The organism is Mesorhizobium montanum, from assembly GCF_033977145.1.
GTDB lineage: Bacteria > Pseudomonadota > Alphaproteobacteria > Rhizobiales > Rhizobiaceae > Mesorhizobium > Mesorhizobium montanum.
Genome location: NZ_JAVIJF010000025.1, coordinates 55,618 through 73,296 on the forward strand (window position 1 = coordinate 55,618; position 17,679 = coordinate 73,296).

The following is a 17,679-nucleotide window of genomic DNA, read 5'->3' on the forward strand; positions in this document are numbered from 1 at the left end:
GCCTTTGCCGCCCACTCGCAGCTGTCGAAAAATGGGAGAAAGACAAATGCTGAAATCGATCGGTAAGACACTTCTGGGCGCGGTCTTCGTTGGCGGGCTGTTCGTCCCGCACGCCTTCGCTGAAACCACCTTGAACGCGCTCTTCATGGCCCAGGCCGCCTATAGCGAGGCCGACGTGCGCTCCATGACCGAGGCCTTCACCAAGGCCAATCCGGACATCAAGGTCAATCTCGAATTCGTCCCCTATGAAGGCCTGCACGACAAGACCGTGCTCGCTCAAGGCTCGGGCGGTGGCTACGACGTCGTGCTGTTCGACGTCATCTGGCCGGCCGAATATGCCACCAATAAGGTGCTGGTCGACGTCTCGTCGAAGATCACCGATGACATGAAGAAGGGCGTGCTGCCCGGCGCCTGGACCACCGTCCAGTATGACGGCAAGTACTACGGCATGCCGTGGATCCTCGACACAAAATACCTGTTCTACAACAAGGAAATCCTGGAAAAGGCCGGCATCAAGGCGCCGCCGAAGACCTGGGAAGAGCTTGGCGAGCAGGCCAAGATCATTCAGGACAAGGGGCTGCTGAAGACGCCGATCGCCTGGAGCTGGGCACAGGCCGAGGCTGTGATCTGTGATTACACCACGCTGGTCAGCGCCTATGGCGGCGACTTCCTCAAGGATGGCAAGCCGGACTTCCAGAACGGCGGCGGCGCATCGGCGCTGAAATACATGGTCGACAGCTACAAGTCCGGCCTCACCAATCCGAACTCCAAGGAATTCCTGGAAGAGGACGTCCGAAAGGTGTTCGAGAACGGCGATGCCGCTTTCGCGCTGAACTGGACCTACATGTACAACATGGCCAACGATCCGAAGGACTCGAAAGTCGCAGGCAAGGTCGGCGTCGTGCCGGCGCCAGGCGTTGCCGGCACCAGTGAGGTCTCGGCCGTCAACGGCTCGATGGGCCTTGGCGTCACCGCTGTCTCAAAGCATCCGGACGAGGCGTGGAAATACATCGAGTTCATGACCTCGCAGGCGACGCAGAACCAATATGCCAAGCTCTCGCTGCCGATCTGGGCTTCGTCCTATGACGACCCGGCCGTGACCAAGGGACAGGAAGAATTGATCGCCACCGCCAAGCTGGGTCTCGCCGCGATGTATCCGCGCCCGACCACGCCGAAGTACCAGCAGCTGTCAACCGCCCTGCAACAGGCCATTCAGGAATCGTTGCTCGGCCAGACGACGCCTGAAGACGCGCTGAAGACGGCCGCGCAGAACAGCGGCCTCTGATCTGACGTTCCTCGACGCGGGCGGCCTCATACACGAGTGCCGCCCGTGCTATTTCCGACCGGATGAAGGAAGAGAGGCGCCTCGCATGTCAGGCACCTGGATGACGACTCGCGCGTGGCTTTTGATGCTGCCGCTCCTGGTGATCATGGTCGCCGTTATCGGCTGGCCATTGGTCGATACCGTCAGGCTTTCCTTCACCGACGCCCAGCTGGTCGGCACGGCGGGCAATTACGTCGGCTTCGATAACTACACCAACATGCTGACGAGCTCGAACTTCAGCCGCACGCTCACGACCACCACCTGGTTCGCGGTCGTCTCGGTCGCCGCCGAGATGGTGATCGGCGTGCTGGCGGCACTTCTGCTCAACCAGGAATTCCGTGGCCGCGCCGTGCTGCGCGGGCTGATGATCCTACCCTGGGCGCTGCCCACCGTCGTCAACGCCACGCTCTGGCGGCTGATCTACAATCCCGAATATGGCGCGCTGAACGCAGCGCTGACGCAGCTCCATCTCATCGATGACTACCGCTCCTGGCTGGGCGAGCCGGGAACGGCCCTGGCGGCGCTGATCGTTGCCGACTGCTGGAAGAATTTTCCTCTTGTTGCGCTGATCGCGCTCGCTGCCTTGCAGGCGGTGCCGCGCGACATCACCGCAGCGGCATTGGTCGATGGCGCCGGACCGTTCAACCGCTTCCGCTTCGTCATCCTTCCCTATCTTGCCGGCCCGCTGATGGTGGCGCTGGTGCTGCGCACCATAGAGGCCTTCAAGGTCTTCGACATCATCTGGGTGATGACGCGCGGCGGCCCGGCCAACAGCACGCGCTCGCTGTCGATCCTCGTCTATCAGGAAGCCTTCTCTTTCCAGCGCGCCGGCTCCGGCGCCTCGCTGGCGCTGATCGTCACCTTGCTCGTCACCGTGCTCGCCGTCGCCTATGCGGCGTTGGTGAGGAAGACCGCCGGGAGCGCCGCCTGATGGAACGCAAGAGCCCGGTCTTCACCGCTTTCGTCTATGTCTGCGCCATCCTGCTTGCCGCGATGATCCTGGCCCCGCTCGGCTGGCTCTTCGTCATGAGCATATCGCCGGCGGCCGATCTCGCCGCCAAACCGCTGCGCTGGTGGCCGCAGGCGGCCGACTTCTCCCGTTACGCGCAGCTTCTGTCGACGGCCGAGAACAGCGCCGGCGCCGCCTTCACCGCCTCGCTGCGCAACAGCCTGGAGGTCGCCGGCATGGCGACGCTTGCCGCTGTCGTTCTTGCCGTGCCGGCCGGCTGGGCCGTCTCGCGCACACCTGCGGTGGGTTGGTCGCTGTCGATGGTGATCGCCACCTACATGCTGCCGCCGGTCGCGCTCTCCGTGCCGCTCTATATGGGCCTGTCCTATCTCGGCCTGCTCAACAACGTCTTTGGCCTGGCGCTGATCTACCTGACGATTCTGGCGCCCTTCACCACCTGGCTGATGAAATCGGGATTCGATTCCATTCCGCGCGAGATCGAGGCGGCGGCGATGATCGACGGGGCGGGACTGTTGCAGACCTGGCGCATCATCACCTTGCCCCTGGCGGCACCCGTGGTGGCTACATCGGCGCTGTTTGCCGTGCTGCTTGCCTGGGACGAGTTCTTCTATGCCTTGCTCTTCACCTCGGATCAGCGAGCAAAGACGCTGACGGTCGCCATTGCCGATCTCGCCGGCGGCCGCGTCTCCGACTACGGACTGATCGCCACCGCCGGCGTGCTCGCGGCTTTGCCTCCGGTGCTGATCGGCCTCGTCATGCAACGCGCGCTGATCTCGGGCCTCACCAGCGGCGGCGTGAAAGGATAATGATGACTGCAGAAAAGAAACGTCCGGCAGGGCTTGTCGCGATCGACCGCGAGATGGCGCGCCAGCATGAGGATGCGCTTGCCTCGTTCCAGAGCAATCAGGAGGTAGCCGTCAAGGTCGCTGCCTCGATCAGGCGCAATGGCCGGCTCGTCCTGCTCGGCATGGGCGCCTCGCATGCCGTGGCCCGCGCCGTCGAGCCGCTCTATCGCGCGCAGGGCATCGATGCCATCGCGCTGCCGCTGTCGGAGCAGCTCGGCCAGCCGCTGCCGCTCGCGGGCAAGACGGTGATCGTCACCTCGCAGTCGGGCGAAAGCGCCGAGGTGCTGCGCTGGTTTGCCGGGACCGGCCACCGCGCCGAGACCTTCGGCCTGACGCTGGAGGCCGCCTCGTTCCTCAGCCGCACGGTGCCATGCCTCGTCGGCGCCGGCGGCACCGAGCTTGCCTTTGCCGCGACCCGCAGCCTGACCGTGACCTTCGCCCTGCATCTCGCCATCCTGGCCGCGCTCGGCGAGGATCCCGCCGCTGCGCTTGCAGCGCTGAAGGCCCCCGAAACCGTTGCGACCGACGCCGCCCTTGCGGCGCTCGGCAATGTGGCGACCGTGGTGACGTCGGGCCGCAGCCTGCAAGGCGTGGCCGAAGCGCTGGCGCTCGGCCTTACCGAACTGTCGCGCCTGCCCTGCTACTCGCTCGAGGGCGGCCAGCTTCGCCACGGGCCGATGGAGATGCTTGGGCCGAAGATCGGCATCGTGCTTTTCCGCGGCAAGGACCCGACCGCCGACCTCGTCACAACCATGGCCACGTCCGTCGTCGAGACCGGCGCGCCGCTGGTCGTCTTCGACGCCTCGGGCATGTCGCCGGTCGCGGGCGCCGTCACGTTGAGCTTCAAGCCCGCATCCGGACTGGCGGCTATCTTTGCCATGCTGCCGGTGGCGCAACGCCTGATGATCGCCGTTGCCGATTCCCGCGTCGAGAATGCTGGAACGCCGGTGCGCACCACCAAGATCACGCGGAGCGAATGATGCGGCCGCTCGCGGTGATCGGCAACGTCAATGTCGACCTGATCGTCGGGCCGGTCGCGCCCTGGCCGAAGGCGGGCACGGAGACCGTCGTCGACCACGACGACCTGCGCGTCGGTGGCCAGGCCGGCAACACGGCGCTCGCCTGGCAGGCGCTGGGCATCGACTTCGACATCGCCGCCAATCTCGGCGACGACCAGTTCGGCCGCTGGCTGCGCGAAGCCTTCGGGCGCCGCGCGCAAAATTGGCCGGTTCGTCCCGAAGGCACGACATTGTCGGTCGGCATGACCCATCCCGATGGCGAGCGCACCTTCTTCACCACGCGCGGCCACCTGCCCCGCCTCGGCCTGGGCGATGTGCTTTCAGTGCTGGACGGCAATCGGCTTGCCGGCGGCTATGCGCTGCTCTGCGGCTCGTTCCTCACCGAGGACCTGACGCGCGATTACGACGCCTTCTTCGACTGGGCCGAAGCGCATGGCATCGCCGTCGCGCTTGACACAGGCTGGCCGATCGACGGCTGGACACAAGCGAACTGCGCGGCGGCGCGCGGCTGGCTGTCGCGCTGCGAACTGGCGCTCTTCAACGAAGTCGAGACCACGACACTGGCCGGCCTGGCAAGCCCGGCGGATGCGGCGTGCAAGATCCGCGACGGAATGAGGAGCGGAGCGACGGTCGTCGTCAAGCGTGGGCCGGACGGCGCCATCGCCATGGGCGCCGACGGCGAGCTCATTGAAGCGACGGCGCCCCGCGTCACCGTCGTCGACACGATCGGAGCCGGCGATGTCTTCAACGCCGCTTTCCTGGCCGCGCTGGCACAAGGACGGCCGCTGGAGAAATGCCTGTCCGCCGCCATACGGGTGGCCTCGCGCGCGATCTCAACCTTGCCCCGCGACTATGGCGGGCCGATCCAATTCGAGGATGCCGACCATGAGCGCGCTTGAAATCCGCGATGTCCGCAAGAATTACGGCAGCGTCGAGACGCTGAAAGGCATCGACATCGCGCTCGAGAACGGCGAGTTCCTGGTGCTGCTCGGCTCCTCCGGCTGCGGCAAGTCGACCCTGCTCAACATCGTCGCCGGTCTCGCCGAGGCAACCAGCGGCGACGTGCTGATCGGCGGCCGGTCGGTGCTGGGCGTGCATCCGAAGAACCGCGACATCGCCATGGTCTTCCAGTCCTACGCGCTCTATCCGAACCTGACCGTCAGCCGCAACATCGGCTTCGGCCTGGAGATGCGCAAGGTTCCCGCAGCCGAGCGCGACAAGGCTGTGCGTGAGGCGGCGAGGCTCCTGCAGATCGAGAACCTGCTCGACCGCAAGCCCGGCCAGTTGTCAGGCGGCCAGCGCCAGCGCGTCGCAATCGGTCGGGCGCTGGTGCGCAAGCCGCAGGTCTTCCTGTTCGACGAGCCGCTGTCCAATCTCGACGCCAAGCTGCGCCTCGAGATGCGCACCGAATTGAAGCGCCTGCACGAAATGTTGCGCACCACGGTCGTCTACGTCACCCACGACCAGATCGAGGCGATGACGTTGGCGACCCGCATCGCCGTCATGCGCGACGGCCGCATCGAGCAGCTCGGCACGCCGCAGGAGATCTACGACCATCCGGCGACGCTCTATGTCGCGGGCTTCGTCGGCGCGCCGGCGATGAACATGCTGGAAGCGAGCGTCGAGAACGGCAAGCTCGCCATCGCCGGCACGGATGCGCGGCTGGCATTGCCGGAACGCTACTCAAGCCTAGCCCGCAACGGGGCAAAAATTGTCGTTGGCATCAGGCCCGAAGCGCTCCGCCTTGGACCGGGCAGCGGCACCGACTTGTCGCTGCCGGTCGAGATCGACATCGTCGAGCTGACAGGTCCCGAACAGGTCACCACTGCCCGGGTCGGAGCGCAAAGACTAACGGCGACGCTGCCGCCGCAAGCCCGCGTCGCCAAAGGCCAGCCATGCGCGTTTGTCTTCGACGCGGACGCGCTTCGCTTGTTCGATCCGGCAACCGGCAAGGCTTTCTGAGAAGCGCCCCTCCACCTGCGTCGACTGAACAGTCTCGATCGGAAAACGGCGCCGCTTTTTTGCGGCGCCGTTTCGATTCAATCGATGTCGAACGACACGCCTTGCGCCAGCGGCAGCGCCTTGGAGAAGTTCACCGTGTTGGTGGCGCGGCGCATATAGGCTTTCCAGGCGTCCGAGCCGCTCTCGCGGCCACCGCCCGTTTCCTTCTCGCCGCCGAACGCGCCGCCGATCTCGGCGCCCGAGGTGCCGATATTGACGTTGGCGATGCCGCAATCCGAACCGTCAACGCCGAGGAAGCGCTCCGATTCCTGCAGGTCGCGGGTGAAGATCGACGACGACAGGCCGGCGCCCACCGCATTGTGCAGATCGAGCGCCTCGTCGAAGTCGGAATATTTCATCACATAGAGGATCGGCGCGAAGGTTTCTTCCGTCACCGGCGCGACCTGCTTCGGCATCTCAACCAGGGCAGGATGCACGTAATAAGCGTCCGGATGGCCATTCTCGACGCGCGCGCCGCCAGTCACCTTGCCGCCATGCGCCTCAGCCTCCTTCAGCGCCTTCTGCATATTGTCGAAGGCGCCCTTGTCGATCAGCGGACCGACCAGCGCCTTGCCTTCCAGCGGATTGCCGACCGAGACGGTCTGATAGGCCTTCTTCAATCGCGGCAGCAGCGCGTCGTAGACGCTGTCATGCACGAACAGGCGCCGAAGCGTCGTGCAGCGCTGGCCGGCGGTGCCCATGGCGCCGAAGGCGATGGCGCGCAGCGCCATGTCGAGATCGGCGGTCGGGCATACGATGCCTGCATTGTTGCCGCCGAGTTCCAGCACGGCGCGGGCAAAGCGCTTGGCAAGCCTGGGACCGACCTCGCGGCCCATGCGGGTCGATCCGGTCGCCGAGACCAGCGGCACTTTCGGATGGTCGACCAGCACCTCGCCGGCGACGCGGTCGCCGATCAAGACCTGCAGCAGGCCGTCCGGCGCGTCGGCGCCGAAACGTTTTGCGGCGCGCTTGAAGATCGCCTCGCAAGCAAGCGCCGTCAGCGGCGTCTTCTCCGACGGCTTCCACACCACCGCGTCACCGCAGACGAAGGCGAGCGCGGAATTCCACGACCACACAGCGACCGGGAAGTTGAAGGCCGAGATCACGCCGACGACGCCGAGCGGATGCCAGGTCTCCATCATGCGATGTCCGGGACGCTCGGTGGCGATGGTGAGGCCGTACAATTGCCGCGAGAGACCGACGGCAAAATCGCAGATGTCGATCATTTCCTGGACTTCACCCAGACCCTCGGACGGGATCTTGCCGACCTCGATCGACACCAGCCGGCCAAGCTCGTCCTTATGCGCGCGCAGTTCCTCGCCGAGCAGGCGAACCAGCTCGCCGCGCTTCGGTCCAGGCACCAGCCGCCAGGCCTGGAAGGCCTCGTACGCGGCATCGATGGCCTTGCCCGCATCGGCGGCCGAAATAGACTTCAGCGCCGCGATCTGTTCGCCCGTCACCGGACTGCGCACGATGAGGTTACCGCCGGAGAGCGCATCCTTGGCAACGCCGAGTTTCTCGAGAAGTGAGGCCGTTTCCTTCGCTAGCGTCATTTTTGTCCCTTTCAGATCCCGCCCGTCATAAGACGGAAGTGGAAGCCATGCGCCATGTCGTGGTCCGTGCCGTGGGGCACAGCCGGGCGCTTTCATGGCGTGGCATTACTCGTTTCGGGGAAAAACCGCCACCCCGGCATGGTCCAAGGCCGGGTCGCGAAATTGGGCCAGACGGCGAAGCCGGATCAGCGCGCTTTTTGGAAAGAAGACTTCTCGGCGCTTTCCTTGATCAGCCGATCGATATGCATGCGGATATGCGCCGCCTCGGCGGCGGTGTTGGCCAAAGCGATGGCGCGGTCGAAGGCAACACGCGCCTCCTCGTTGCGGCCAAGCTGCATCAGCAGCCCGCCCCTCAGCCCGAAGAAGTGGAAATAGCCAGACAGCCGGTCTTCCAGCGGCTCGATCATGGCAAGCGCCGCTTCCGCGCCGCGCACCTTGCTGACCGCGACGGCACGGTTCAGCGTCACCACCGGCGACGGCTGCATCTGCTCCAGCAGGCCGTAGAGCAGGTCGATCTCGGTCCAGTCGGTATCTTCGGCCGTTACCGCCCGCGCATGCAGCGCCGCGATCGCCGCCTGCACCTGGTAGGGACCGGGCTTGCGATGGCGCAGCGCCTTGTCGACCAGCGCCAGGCCCTCGTCGATCATCTTGCGGCTCCACAGCGAGCGGTCCTGATCCTCGAGCAGGACAATCTCGCCATTCTCGTCGAAACGCGCCGGCGCCCGCGCATGCTGCAGCAGAAGCAGCGCGGTAAGCCCCATGATCTCCGGCTCGGCCTGGAAGAGCCTGAGCAGCAGGCGGGCAAGGCGGATCGCTTCCTCGCAAAGCGGCGCCCGGGCCGGCGCCTCGCCGCCATTGGTCGAGTAGCCTTCGTTGAAGATCAGATAGACCATCGCGGCGACAGCGGCGAGCCGCTCCGAGCGCTCGACCGCGCCCGGCGTTTCGAACGGCACGCCGGCATCGGCAATGCGCGCCTTGGCGCGGGTAATGCGCTGCTCCATGGCGCTCTCTCCGACCAGGAAGGCGCGCGCGATCTGCTTGACGGTGATGCCGGAGACAATGCGCAGCGCCACCGCGATCTGCTGCGTTGCCGGCAGGTCCGGATGGCAGCAGATGAACAGAAGCCGCAGGATATCGTCGCGGTAATGCGCGCCGTCGAGCCGCTCGGCGATATCGCTCTCGGCGTCCTCCAGATCGGAGATCTGGTCCTCTTCCGGCATCGGCGCCTGTTTGGCGCGCTTGCGCACGGCGTCGATGCCGCTGTTGCGGCCGACGAAGATCAGCCAGGCGGCCGGATCGCGCGGCGGCCCGTTCTTCGGCCAGTTGTTGAGTGCCCTCAGGCACGCGTCCTGGAAAGCCTCTTCCGCGGCGTCGAGGTCGCGGAAGTAGCGCAGCAGCGCGCCCATCGCCTGCGGACGGGCATTGCCGATCGCGGTGCTTATCCAGGCAAGCTCCGTCATACCGCGACCTTTGTAGGGTTGAAGACCGAAACCGGCCGAATCTCATAGGAGCCGCCGCTCGGATTGACCTCGGAAAGCTCGCGGGCGAACGCGACGGCTTCATCGAGATCGCGGCATTCGAGCGTGTAGAAGCCGAGGAATTGCTCCTTGGTTTCGGCGAACGGGCCATCGAGCACGATCGCTTCGCCCTTGACCTTTCTCAGCGTGGTCGCTGCAGTCGTCGGCAACAGGCGCGCCACCGGTCCGAGCCGGCCGGCCTTGGCGTATTTGTCCTGCACGTCGAGGATCTTCGCCATAACCTCGTCGTCCTGTTCCTTGCTCCAGGAGCAGACGACGTCCTCGGAGGCATAGCAAAGAATGGCGTAGAGCATGGCGGGGTCCTTTCCGTATCGAAGGACGCGACAGTAGGGCCCTTCCCGACACCAGGTCGATAAAAAAATTCGGCGCGCGATCACGGACTTGGCGGTCTTTCGCGCCTGACGGTCAGGCGCCGTGCGCCTGCAGCCATCTGAGCACCAGCGTTTCCTCCTCGTCGAGGCCGAACATCAACCGTTTGCGCTTGTTGGCCTCCGCCATTTCGTCAATCAGGCGCCCTTCGGTCCACGCCTCGAATACCAGCGGGTGAATGTAGCATTTGCGGCAGACGGCACGGGTATTGCCCAGCCGCTCGGCGACCTTGTCGACAATGCTGTTCATCACCTGTTTTTGCTGCGTTTTGCTTTCCGGCAGCTCGGCCTGCGCAAACAGCGACGCGGCATGGATGGTGCCGCCCCAGGTGCGGAAATGCTTGGAGCTGAATTCGGCGCCGGAAGCCTGGCGAATATAGCAGTTGACGTCCTCCGAACGCACGGGCCGCCTATCGCCATCCTCATCGAGATATTGGAACAGTTTCTGTCCCGGCAGATCCTGTGCGCCGCGCACGATCTTGGCGATGCGGCGATCGGCCAGCTTCAGCTTCCATTCCTTGCCCGACTTGCCCTTGAAAGCGAAGCGCAGGCTGGAGCCGGTAATCTCGACATGGCGGTCGCGCAGCGTGGTCAGCCCGAAGCTCTTGTTGTCCCGGGCATAGGCCGCATTGCCGATGCGGATCATGGTGTTGTCGAGCAGCCAGACCACCGAGGCGACGACGCGCTCCAAAGGCAGCCCGTGCCGGCGCAGATCGGCATCGATCTGCCGCCTGAGAGCGGGCAGGCTTTCCGCGAAGGCGACCAGGCTGGAATACTTGACGCCGTCGCGTTCCTCGATCCATTGCGGGTGATAACGGTACTGTTTACGGCCGCGGTGGTCCCGGCCTGTTGCCTGAATATGCCCGTCCGGATCGGACGAAATCCACACATCCGTCCAGGCCGGCGGAATGACGATCGCCTCGATGCGGGCAAGCGTCGTTTCGTCGAGGGCCCTTCCATCCGGTCCCGAATAGGAAAAACCCGTGCCTTTCCTCAATCTGCGGATGCCGGGATCGGCATCGCTCACATAGCTGAGCGACGCGCCCTCGGCGGAGTTGAGCGCACCGTTCCCGCGGGTTTCCTCGTCCCGGGCTGAATGGACCGAGGACAATTGTGAATGCTGCAACACGCCGGCTCCGCGAAATTATCCGTAGATAAAGCCGCGCGAGGCTGACTGGTTCCGCATGCAAACCGGCAGTGCGCGTCATCGGCGCTGTCGCGTCAGGCTGCGACCGGGATAACGTCGACCGCCTGCTCGCCGGCCTGGCCCCCGGTGGTTTTCAGTACGCCGACGATCGGCGCCACGTCGGAATAGTCGCGGCCGTAACCGACGGTGATATGGTCGTTGCTCGCCCGCATGCCGTTGGTTGGGTCGAATTCCTGCCAGCCGGCATCGCGCCCGCACCAGGCCTTGACCCAGGCATGCATGGCATCTGCGCCTTCGAGCCTCGGCTTGCCCTTCGGCGGGATCGTGCGCAGAAAACCGCTGACATAGCCGGCCGGAATGCCCAGCCCGCGCAGACCGGCGATCATGATGTGCGAGAAATCCTGGCAGACGCCGCGTTTCAGCGCAAAGGCGTCGCTGGCCCGCGTCTGAACGGTCGTCGCCTTGCCGTCATAGGTGAAATCGCGATGGATGCGGTTGCAGAGATCGACCGCCGTGGCCACCGCCGAGCCGGCAAGGCTTTCCCGCGCATAGGCAGTGATCGCCGCATCGATGGCGGCATGATCGCTGGCGGCGAGGAAATGATGCGGCGCGGCGGGCGACAATGAGCGCACCAGATCGAGTTCCGACTTCAGTCCGCTTATATCGGGCGAGACATCGAGACCCGGATCGGGCCGCGAGACCGACACGCGCGCGCTCATTCGGATGTCGAGCGTGTCATGCGCGTCGCGAAAGGCGATCGAGGTGACGTTGTTGCCAAAGAAGTCGGAAAAATCGGCACGTTCGGCCGGCTTCGGCTGGAAAGACAGCGAGGCGGCGATCACGCGCTGCACTCCGGCGATCGTCTGCGGCATGACCCGCACCTGGTGTCGACCGCCGCCGGCTGCAGCCGCATAGTCGTAATGCAGATGAAGCTTGATGTCGTAGAGCATCTAGAGCAATCCCAGCAAAAGTGCGCAGCGGTTAGGCTTGGCGGCTTCGCCATGGCCTTGCGCCCGGAATTGCGTAAAAACAAAGAGATAGAGCATTGAGGCGACCCTTTTCGCTGGAGATGCTCTATCCGAAATAGGCTTTGGAGAGGCTGTCGTAGAGATCGCCGATCTGGCGGGCGAGGTCGTCGAGCACCTTGGCGCTCATGTCCGACGGCTCCATGACGGCTAGTGCCGTGTTGAGCTGCAGGATTTCCTTGGCCGCGGGCGACATGTGGCCCTCGCCGCCGATCGAAGGCAGCATGCCGATCTCGGCCTTCAGCCGCTCGAGCTGGAATAGGATGGAGCGGGGATTGAGCGGGTCGAGCGCGAGCAGGTCTATGACGGTGCGCCGCCCGGCCTGCACCGGATATTGCCTGCGATGGGTCATGACGCTATCGCCGATCTCCAGCATCATGTCGAGCGCGCCTTCCGGCGCCTCGTTCCTGGTCAGCCGGCTAAGTGTGCGGGCAATCTGGATGCCGCGTTCCAGCCTGCGGCCGATTTCCAGGAAGCGCCAACCGGTGAAGCGGTACATGTTCTCGTGCAGCAGGCCGGAGAAGCCGGCAAGCTTGCGCAGCATCACCGTCATCGCCCGCGTCGCGTCGTCGCCCGGCGCCACGGTTTCCGCGAATTTGTGGATGGTCTTCGACAGATCCTTGAGCGCCAGCCAGCCATCGGGCGAGAAACGGTCGCGAATCTGGCCGGCGCTGTAGACCGCGCTGTCCAAAGTGCCGATCAGCCCCAGCGGTATCGCCGTTTCGAGCTCGATGCCGAACGGTTCGAGATAGTCCCTGATATCGGCAAGCAGCGGCATGTCCGGATCGGACGTCTCGGCAAGCCGCACGTGATAGGCGCGCAGCACGCGCACCGTGTCTTCCGAGCGCTCGATATAACGCCCGAGCCAGGTCAGGTTCTCCGCCGCGCGGCTGGGCAGGCTGCCCGGCATGGTGCGGGTGAAGCCGTCATGCTCCTGCGGCAACAGCGTCTCGCGCTCGACCGGCCGGTCGCTGACCACCCAGACATCCGCCGCCTGGCCGCCGCGTTGCATGGCGATCGCGGTCGGGTCGAGCGAGAAGCCGACGCGGGCGAAGCCGCCTGGCATCACCGTCCAGCCTTCGGGCGTGCGCGCCAGATAGACGCGCAGGCTGGCGGGCCGTGGCTCCAGCAAGCCTTCGACAAACACCGGCGTGGTCGACAGCGTCACCGCTTCCTGGCCGACGAAACCGGCCCCGTCCGCCTCGATGCGCGCGACGAGCTCGGCACGCTCGCCCGCCGAAAGGGACGATCCGAGCCGGGTCGCGCCGTCGTCCTCGAAGGCAAGCCGGGTCGACAGCGCCGGGCCGACGACCATGCGGTCGATGTTGGCCAGCACATGAGCGCGCTCTGCCTCTTGCCCGCACCACCAGGTGGCGATGTTCGGCAGCTTGAGATCGTCAGCCTGCAGTTCCCGTGCGATCCTGGGCAGGAACGACAGCAGCGCCCGCGTCTCCATCAGGCCTGAGCCAAGCGCATTGACCGCCGACACCGTGCCGCGCCGGATCGCCTCGACCAGCCCCGGCGTGCCGATTTGCGATTCCGGCCTGAGCTCCAGCGGATCGGCAAAGGCGGCATCGAGCCGTCGCCACAAAACGCCGATCGGCATCAGGCCGGAAACCGTGCGCACCATCAGCCTGCCACCGGAGACAGTGAGGTCCTCGCCTTCGAGCAGCATGATGCCGAGATAGCGGGCGATGTAGGCGTGCTCGTAATAGGTCTCGTTGAGCGGTCCGGGCGTCAGGATGGCGACGCGGCCGCCGGAGTCCCTTGCCATGCCGTTCAGCGCGTCGCGAAAACGGCGGAAGAAACCGGCAAGCCGGTGCACATGCATCTCGCCATAGATGTCGGACAGCGCGCGCGTGGTGGCGACGCGGTTCTCCAGCGCGAAGCCGGCACCTGACGGCGCCTGGGTGCGGTCGCCCAACACCCACCAGCGGCCATCCGGCCCACGGCCGAGCTCGAAGGCGACCATGTGGAGGAAATGCCCGCTGGCCGGCCGCACACCGGCGATGGGGCGCAGATACTCAGGGCTCGCCGCAATCAGCCCGGCCGGCGCGATGCCCTTCCCGATCAGCCGGTTCGGCCCATAAATGTCGGCCAGGATCGCCTCGAACAGGTCGGCGCGCTGGACGAGGCCGGCGCTTATCTCGGCCCATTCCTTCTCATCGATCAGCAGCGGGACATGCGCGAGTGGCCATTCGCGTTCGTTGGCGCCGGCCTTGTCATAGACGCGGTAATAGACGCCGGCATCGCGCAGATACTGGTCGGCGCGGACAAAACGCTGCCCAAGCCGCTCAGCCCCCAGCTCGTCCAGCGCGTCGATGAAGGAACGCCAGGCCGGACGCGGTTTGCCCGACGTGTCGACCATCTCGTCGACGACGCCTTCGATCGGCCGGTAGCGTTCCAGCAGGCTTTGCGCCCGCGGCCTGCCGCCTGCCCGTTTCTGATTCCCCTTGGCCATTGTCGATCAGAGTCTCGCCGGCCGCCTGAGGTCAAGGGTCATGGGGAACTCTTCAGAGGCTTCTTCGTCGTGCAGCACATAGCTGCCCGGCGTATGGCCGCGCGGCTCGAAGCGGGCGAGCCTTCGCGCCTCGGCCTCGTTGCCGTTGACCGGGAACGTATCGTAGCTTCGGCCGCCCGGATGCGCGACATGATAGACGCAGCCGCCGACCGAGCGCCCTGACCAGCGGTCGTAGATGTCGAAGACCAGTGGCGTGTTGACCGGCAGGGCCGGATGCAGGCCGGAGGCCGGCTGCCAGGCCTTGAAGCGCACGCCCGCTACGGCCACCTCGCGATTGTCCGTCGCTTTCATCGGCACGACGCGGCCGTTGCAGACGATGGCGTGACGCTCCGGATTGAGGCCTTCGGTCCGCACCTGCAGCCGCTCGACGGAAGAATCGACGAAGCGGACCGTACCACCGATCGCGCCCTGCTCGCCCATCACATGCCAGGGCTCAAGCGCCTGCCTCAGCTCCAGCTTGACGCCGGCATGCCGCACCTCGCCGCAGAACGGAAAGCGGAATTCCAGCTGCGCGGCGAACCATTCGGGGCGGAAGTCGAAGCCGTCGAGCTTGAGGTCGTCGAGCACATCGAGGAAATCCGCCCAGACATGATGCGGCAGCATGAAACGGTCGTGCAGCGAGGTGCCCCAGCGCACGAAGCGGCCGTCGAGCGGGTTCTTCCACGCGCGGGCTATAATCGCACGAACCAGCAATTGCTGCGCCAGGCTCATGCGCGCATTGGGCGGCATCTCGAAGCCGCGGAACTCGACAAGGCCGAGCCTGCCGGTCGGACCGTCCGGCGAGAACAATTTGTCGATGCAGATCTCGGAGCGGTGCGTGTTGCCGGTCACATCGGTGAGCAGATTGCGGAACAGCCGGTCGACCAGCCAGGGCAGGGGTGCCGCGCCCTTGTCCGGATGCGGCACTTGCGCCAGCGCGATCTCGAGCTCGTAGAGCGAATCGTGCCGCGCCTCGTCGAAGCGCGGTGCCTGGCTGGTCGGACCGATGAACAGGCCGGAAAACAGATAGGATAGCGAGGGATGCCGCTGCCATTGCAGCACCAGGCTCTTCAAGAGGTCAGGCCGGCGCAGGAATGGACTGTCGTTCGGCGTTGCGCCGCCAACCACGACATGGTTGCCGCCGCCGGTGCCGGTATGGCGGCCATCGATCATGAACTTATCGGTGCCGAGCCGTGACTGGCGCGCTTCCTCGTAAATGGCCGTGGTCGTGGCAACGCATTCCTGCCAGTTGGCGGCCGGATGGATGTTGACCTCGATGACGCCGGGATCCGGCGCAACACGGATGACGTTGAGGCGCGGATCGTGCGGCGGAGCATAACCCTCGATATGCACCGGCAGGCCGATCGCCTTGGCGGCGTTCTCGGCCGCTGCCACCAGTTCGAGATAATCTTCCAGCGCCTCGACCGGCGGCATGAACACGCAGAGCCGTCCGTCGCGCGGCTCGACCGAAAGTGCGGTACGCACCGCGCCGCCAATCTCGGTGATTTCCTGCTCGACGCGATCCTGCTGACCGGTGGTGGCGGTGAAGGACGCCGCCTGCTGACGACGCGCCATTTCGTCGGCGCCTTCAGGCCCTGCCGGAGCTGCTTGCGGCAGGATCGCCTCGCGCGCCGGCAACGGCCCGCGCGGCACAGACGGATCGGCCGGCACGATGTAAGGAAATTGCGCCGGCGGCACGTAGGGCAGCGTGCCGAGCGGCAGGCGATAGCCGACCGGTGAATCGCCCGGTACGAGGAACAGGCGGCCGCGCCGCGTCTTCCATTTTTCCGAGCGCCAGCGCTGCCCCGCGGCCTGGCTGTTCCAGCGCTGCACCGGCAGCACATAGCCCGACGGCTTGGTCAGCCCGCGCTCGAACACCCGCGCCATGCGGCTGCGCTCTTCCGGGTCCTCGAGCTTCGAGTTGGACGGGTCGACATTCTCCGGCAACTTGCCTTCCTTGAGCAGCCATTCGGCCGGATCCTCATAGGCTTCGCTGACCATTGCCTTGTCGATGCCGAGCTCGCCGGCAATCGTCGTCAGCAGGCTTTCGGCCTGCTTCGGGCCGACATCGGCCTCGCCCTTCTCCCGCGCGATCAGCGATGGGTCGCTCCACACCGGCTCGCCATCGGTGCGCCAATAGAGCGAGAAGGTCCAACGCGGCAGGCTTTCGCCCGGATACCACTTGCCCTGGCCGTAATGGAGAAAACCGCCAGGCGCGAAGCGCTCGCGCAGCCGGCGGATCAGTTGGTCCGCCTTGTCGCGCTTGGTCGGGCCGACGGCGGCGGTGTTCCATTCGGCGGATTCGAAGTCGTCGATCGACACAAATGTCGGCTCGCCACCCATGGTGAGGCGCACGTCGCCGTCTCTCAGCGCCGCGTCGACTTTCTCGCCCAGCGCGTCGAGCGCCTCCCAGCTTTCATCCGAGAACGGCTTGGTGATGCGCGGATGCTCGGCGATGCGGTCGACCCGCATGTCGAAGCCGAAATCGACATTGGCGAAGCTCGCCATGCCGGAGATCGGCGCGGCGTTGCGGAAATGCGGCGTTGCCGCCAGCGGCACGTGGCTCTCGCCGGTGAGCAGGCCGGAGGTCGGGTCGAAGCCGATCCAGCCGGCGCCCGGAATATAGACCTCGCACCAGGCATGCAGGTCGGTGAAGTCGACGGCGGTGCCGGGCGGTCCGTCGAGCGCCACGAGGTCGGGCTTCAGCTGGATCAGATAGCCGGAGACGAAACGCGCGGCGATGCCAAGGTTTCTCAGGATCTGCACAAGCAGCCAGCTGGAATCCCGGCAGGAGCCCTTGGCCGCGGCAAGCGTCTCTTCCGGCGAGAAGACGCCTGTTTCCATGCGCACGATGTAAGCGATCTCGCGCTGCAGCCGCGCATTGAGGTCGACGAGAAAGTCGACGGTATTCTTCGGGCTGCGGTCGACGGTTTCCAGCAATGCCGACAGAAGCGGCCCGGCCGGCTCGGGCGTCCGATAGATTGCGAGGTCGTCCCGGATATCTTCCGGGTATTCGAGCGGGAAGGTCTCGGCGCTCTCCTCGACGAAGAAGTCGAACGGATTGTAGACCGTCATGTCGGCGACGAGATCGACTTCGATTTTCAATTCGCTCACCGGCTCCGGGAAAACGAAGCGGGCGAGGAAGTTGCCGTAGGGGTCCTGCTGCAGGTTGACGAAATGGTTTGCCGGCTCGACCTTCAGCGAATGGCTGAGCACCTTGGTGCGCGAATGCGGCGCCGGCTGCAGCCTGATCACCTGGGGGCCGAGAACCACCGGCCGGTCATATTTGTAATGGGTCAGATGATGGACGGCTGCCAGAATTGCCATGGTGCCCCGGAGTTCGGCTTTTTTACCGCCAGACCCTGACACATCCGGCGGCCATTCTCCAA

At 65.4% G+C, this 17,679-nt stretch carries 13 protein-coding genes; 6 read left to right on the top strand and 7 right to left on the bottom strand.

The window, feature by feature from the left end:
• The first annotated feature begins 46 nt into the window (after nucleotides 1-46).
• The 6 genes from RFM68_RS28070 to RFM68_RS28095 all read left to right on the top strand — a co-directional run bounded on the left by RFM68_RS28070 (nucleotide 47) and on the right by RFM68_RS28095 (nucleotide 6,120).
• Nucleotides 47-1,285: an extracellular solute-binding protein gene (locus tag RFM68_RS28070; RefSeq protein ID WP_320236263.1), complete on the top strand. Its 1,239-nt coding sequence runs from the start codon at nucleotides 47-49 to the stop codon at nucleotides 1,283-1,285.
• 85 nt (nucleotides 1,286-1,370) lie between these two features.
• On the top strand, nucleotides 1,371-2,255 hold the full coding sequence (locus RFM68_RS28075) for a carbohydrate ABC transporter permease (RefSeq protein WP_320236264.1): 885 nt from the start codon (nucleotides 1,371-1,373) through the stop codon (nucleotides 2,253-2,255).
• Nucleotides 2,255-3,100: a carbohydrate ABC transporter permease gene (locus tag RFM68_RS28080; RefSeq protein ID WP_320236265.1), complete on the top strand. Its 846-nt coding sequence runs from the start codon at nucleotides 2,255-2,257 to the stop codon at nucleotides 3,098-3,100. Before RFM68_RS28075 ends, RFM68_RS28080 begins: the two co-directional genes overlap by 1 nt.
• Complete coding sequence (locus RFM68_RS28085; protein WP_320236297.1) at nucleotides 3,097-4,119, top strand: SIS domain-containing protein; 1,023 nt, start codon at nucleotides 3,097-3,099, stop codon at nucleotides 4,117-4,119. The genes RFM68_RS28080 and RFM68_RS28085 overlap by 4 nt, the downstream gene beginning before the upstream one ends.
• Entirely contained in the window at nucleotides 4,119-5,057 is a 939-nt protein-coding gene (locus RFM68_RS28090) for a PfkB family carbohydrate kinase (RefSeq protein WP_320236298.1), read from the top strand. Before RFM68_RS28085 ends, RFM68_RS28090 begins: the two co-directional genes overlap by 1 nt.
• On the top strand, nucleotides 5,044-6,120 hold the full coding sequence (locus RFM68_RS28095; protein ID WP_320236266.1) for an ABC transporter ATP-binding protein: 1,077 nt from the start codon (nucleotides 5,044-5,046) through the stop codon (nucleotides 6,118-6,120). Before RFM68_RS28090 ends, RFM68_RS28095 begins: the two co-directional genes overlap by 14 nt.
• A 77-nt stretch (nucleotides 6,121-6,197) precedes the next feature.
• On the opposite strand, the gene amaB is transcribed toward RFM68_RS28095, so the two are convergent.
• The 7 genes from amaB to RFM68_RS28130 all read right to left on the bottom strand — a co-directional run bounded on the left by amaB (nucleotide 6,198) and on the right by RFM68_RS28130 (nucleotide 17,617).
• Entirely contained in the window at nucleotides 6,198-7,712 is a 1,515-nt protein-coding gene (gene amaB, locus RFM68_RS28100) for an L-piperidine-6-carboxylate dehydrogenase (RefSeq protein ID WP_320236267.1), read from the bottom strand.
• Between the two features lie 185 nt (nucleotides 7,713-7,897).
• Nucleotides 7,898-9,172: an RNA polymerase sigma factor gene (locus RFM68_RS28105; protein WP_320236268.1), complete on the bottom strand. Its 1,275-nt coding sequence runs from the start codon at nucleotides 9,170-9,172 to the stop codon at nucleotides 7,898-7,900.
• Nucleotides 9,169-9,543 (bottom strand): YciI family protein, encoded by a 375-nt coding sequence (locus tag RFM68_RS28110; protein WP_320236269.1) that lies wholly within the window; start codon nucleotides 9,541-9,543, stop codon nucleotides 9,169-9,171. The genes RFM68_RS28105 and RFM68_RS28110 overlap by 4 nt, the downstream gene beginning before the upstream one ends.
• Nucleotides 9,544-9,655: 112 nt before the next feature.
• The gene (locus RFM68_RS28115; RefSeq protein WP_430694953.1) at nucleotides 9,656-10,747 is read right to left on the bottom strand and encodes a DNA topoisomerase IB; all 1,092 of its coding nucleotides are present in this window, start codon (nucleotides 10,745-10,747) and stop codon (nucleotides 9,656-9,658) included.
• A 92-nt stretch (nucleotides 10,748-10,839) separates the two neighbouring features.
• Nucleotides 10,840-11,715, bottom strand: coding sequence for a transglutaminase family protein (locus RFM68_RS28120; RefSeq protein WP_320236270.1), 876 nt, complete (start codon nucleotides 11,713-11,715; stop codon nucleotides 10,840-10,842).
• A gap of 124 nt (nucleotides 11,716-11,839) precedes the next feature.
• Nucleotides 11,840-14,251: a circularly permuted type 2 ATP-grasp protein gene (locus RFM68_RS28125; RefSeq protein ID WP_320236271.1), complete on the bottom strand. Its 2,412-nt coding sequence runs from the start codon at nucleotides 14,249-14,251 to the stop codon at nucleotides 11,840-11,842.
• Between the two features lie 6 nt (nucleotides 14,252-14,257).
• On the bottom strand, nucleotides 14,258-17,617 hold the full coding sequence (locus RFM68_RS28130; RefSeq protein WP_320236272.1) for a transglutaminase family protein: 3,360 nt from the start codon (nucleotides 17,615-17,617) through the stop codon (nucleotides 14,258-14,260).
• Between the last annotated feature and the right edge of the window lie 62 nt (nucleotides 17,618-17,679).

Coding starts and splice junctions, on each gene's coding strand:
- RFM68_RS28070 (WP_320236263.1), top strand. CDS start 47: ATGCTGAAATCGATCGGTAAGACACTTCTGGGCGCGGTCTTCGTTGGC.
- RFM68_RS28075 (WP_320236264.1), top strand. CDS start 1,371: ATGTCAGGCACCTGGATGACGACTCGCGCGTGGCTTTTGATGCTGCCG.
- RFM68_RS28080 (WP_320236265.1), top strand. CDS start 2,255: ATGGAACGCAAGAGCCCGGTCTTCACCGCTTTCGTCTATGTCTGCGCC.
- RFM68_RS28090 (WP_320236298.1), top strand. CDS start 4,119: ATGCGGCCGCTCGCGGTGATCGGCAACGTCAATGTCGACCTGATCGTC.
- RFM68_RS28095 (WP_320236266.1), top strand. CDS start 5,044: ATGAGCGCGCTTGAAATCCGCGATGTCCGCAAGAATTACGGCAGCGTC.
- amaB (WP_320236267.1), bottom strand. CDS start 7,712: ATGACGCTAGCGAAGGAAACGGCCTCACTTCTCGAGAAACTCGGCGTT.
- RFM68_RS28105 (WP_320236268.1), bottom strand. CDS start 9,172: ATGACGGAGCTTGCCTGGATAAGCACCGCGATCGGCAATGCCCGTCCG.
- RFM68_RS28110 (WP_320236269.1), bottom strand. CDS start 9,543: ATGCTCTACGCCATTCTTTGCTATGCCTCCGAGGACGTCGTCTGCTCC.
- RFM68_RS28120 (WP_320236270.1), bottom strand. CDS start 11,715: ATGCTCTACGACATCAAGCTTCATCTGCATTACGACTATGCGGCTGCA.
- RFM68_RS28125 (WP_320236271.1), bottom strand. CDS start 14,251: ATGGCCAAGGGGAATCAGAAACGGGCAGGCGGCAGGCCGCGGGCGCAA.
- RFM68_RS28130 (WP_320236272.1), bottom strand. CDS start 17,617: ATGGCAATTCTGGCAGCCGTCCATCATCTGACCCATTACAAATATGAC.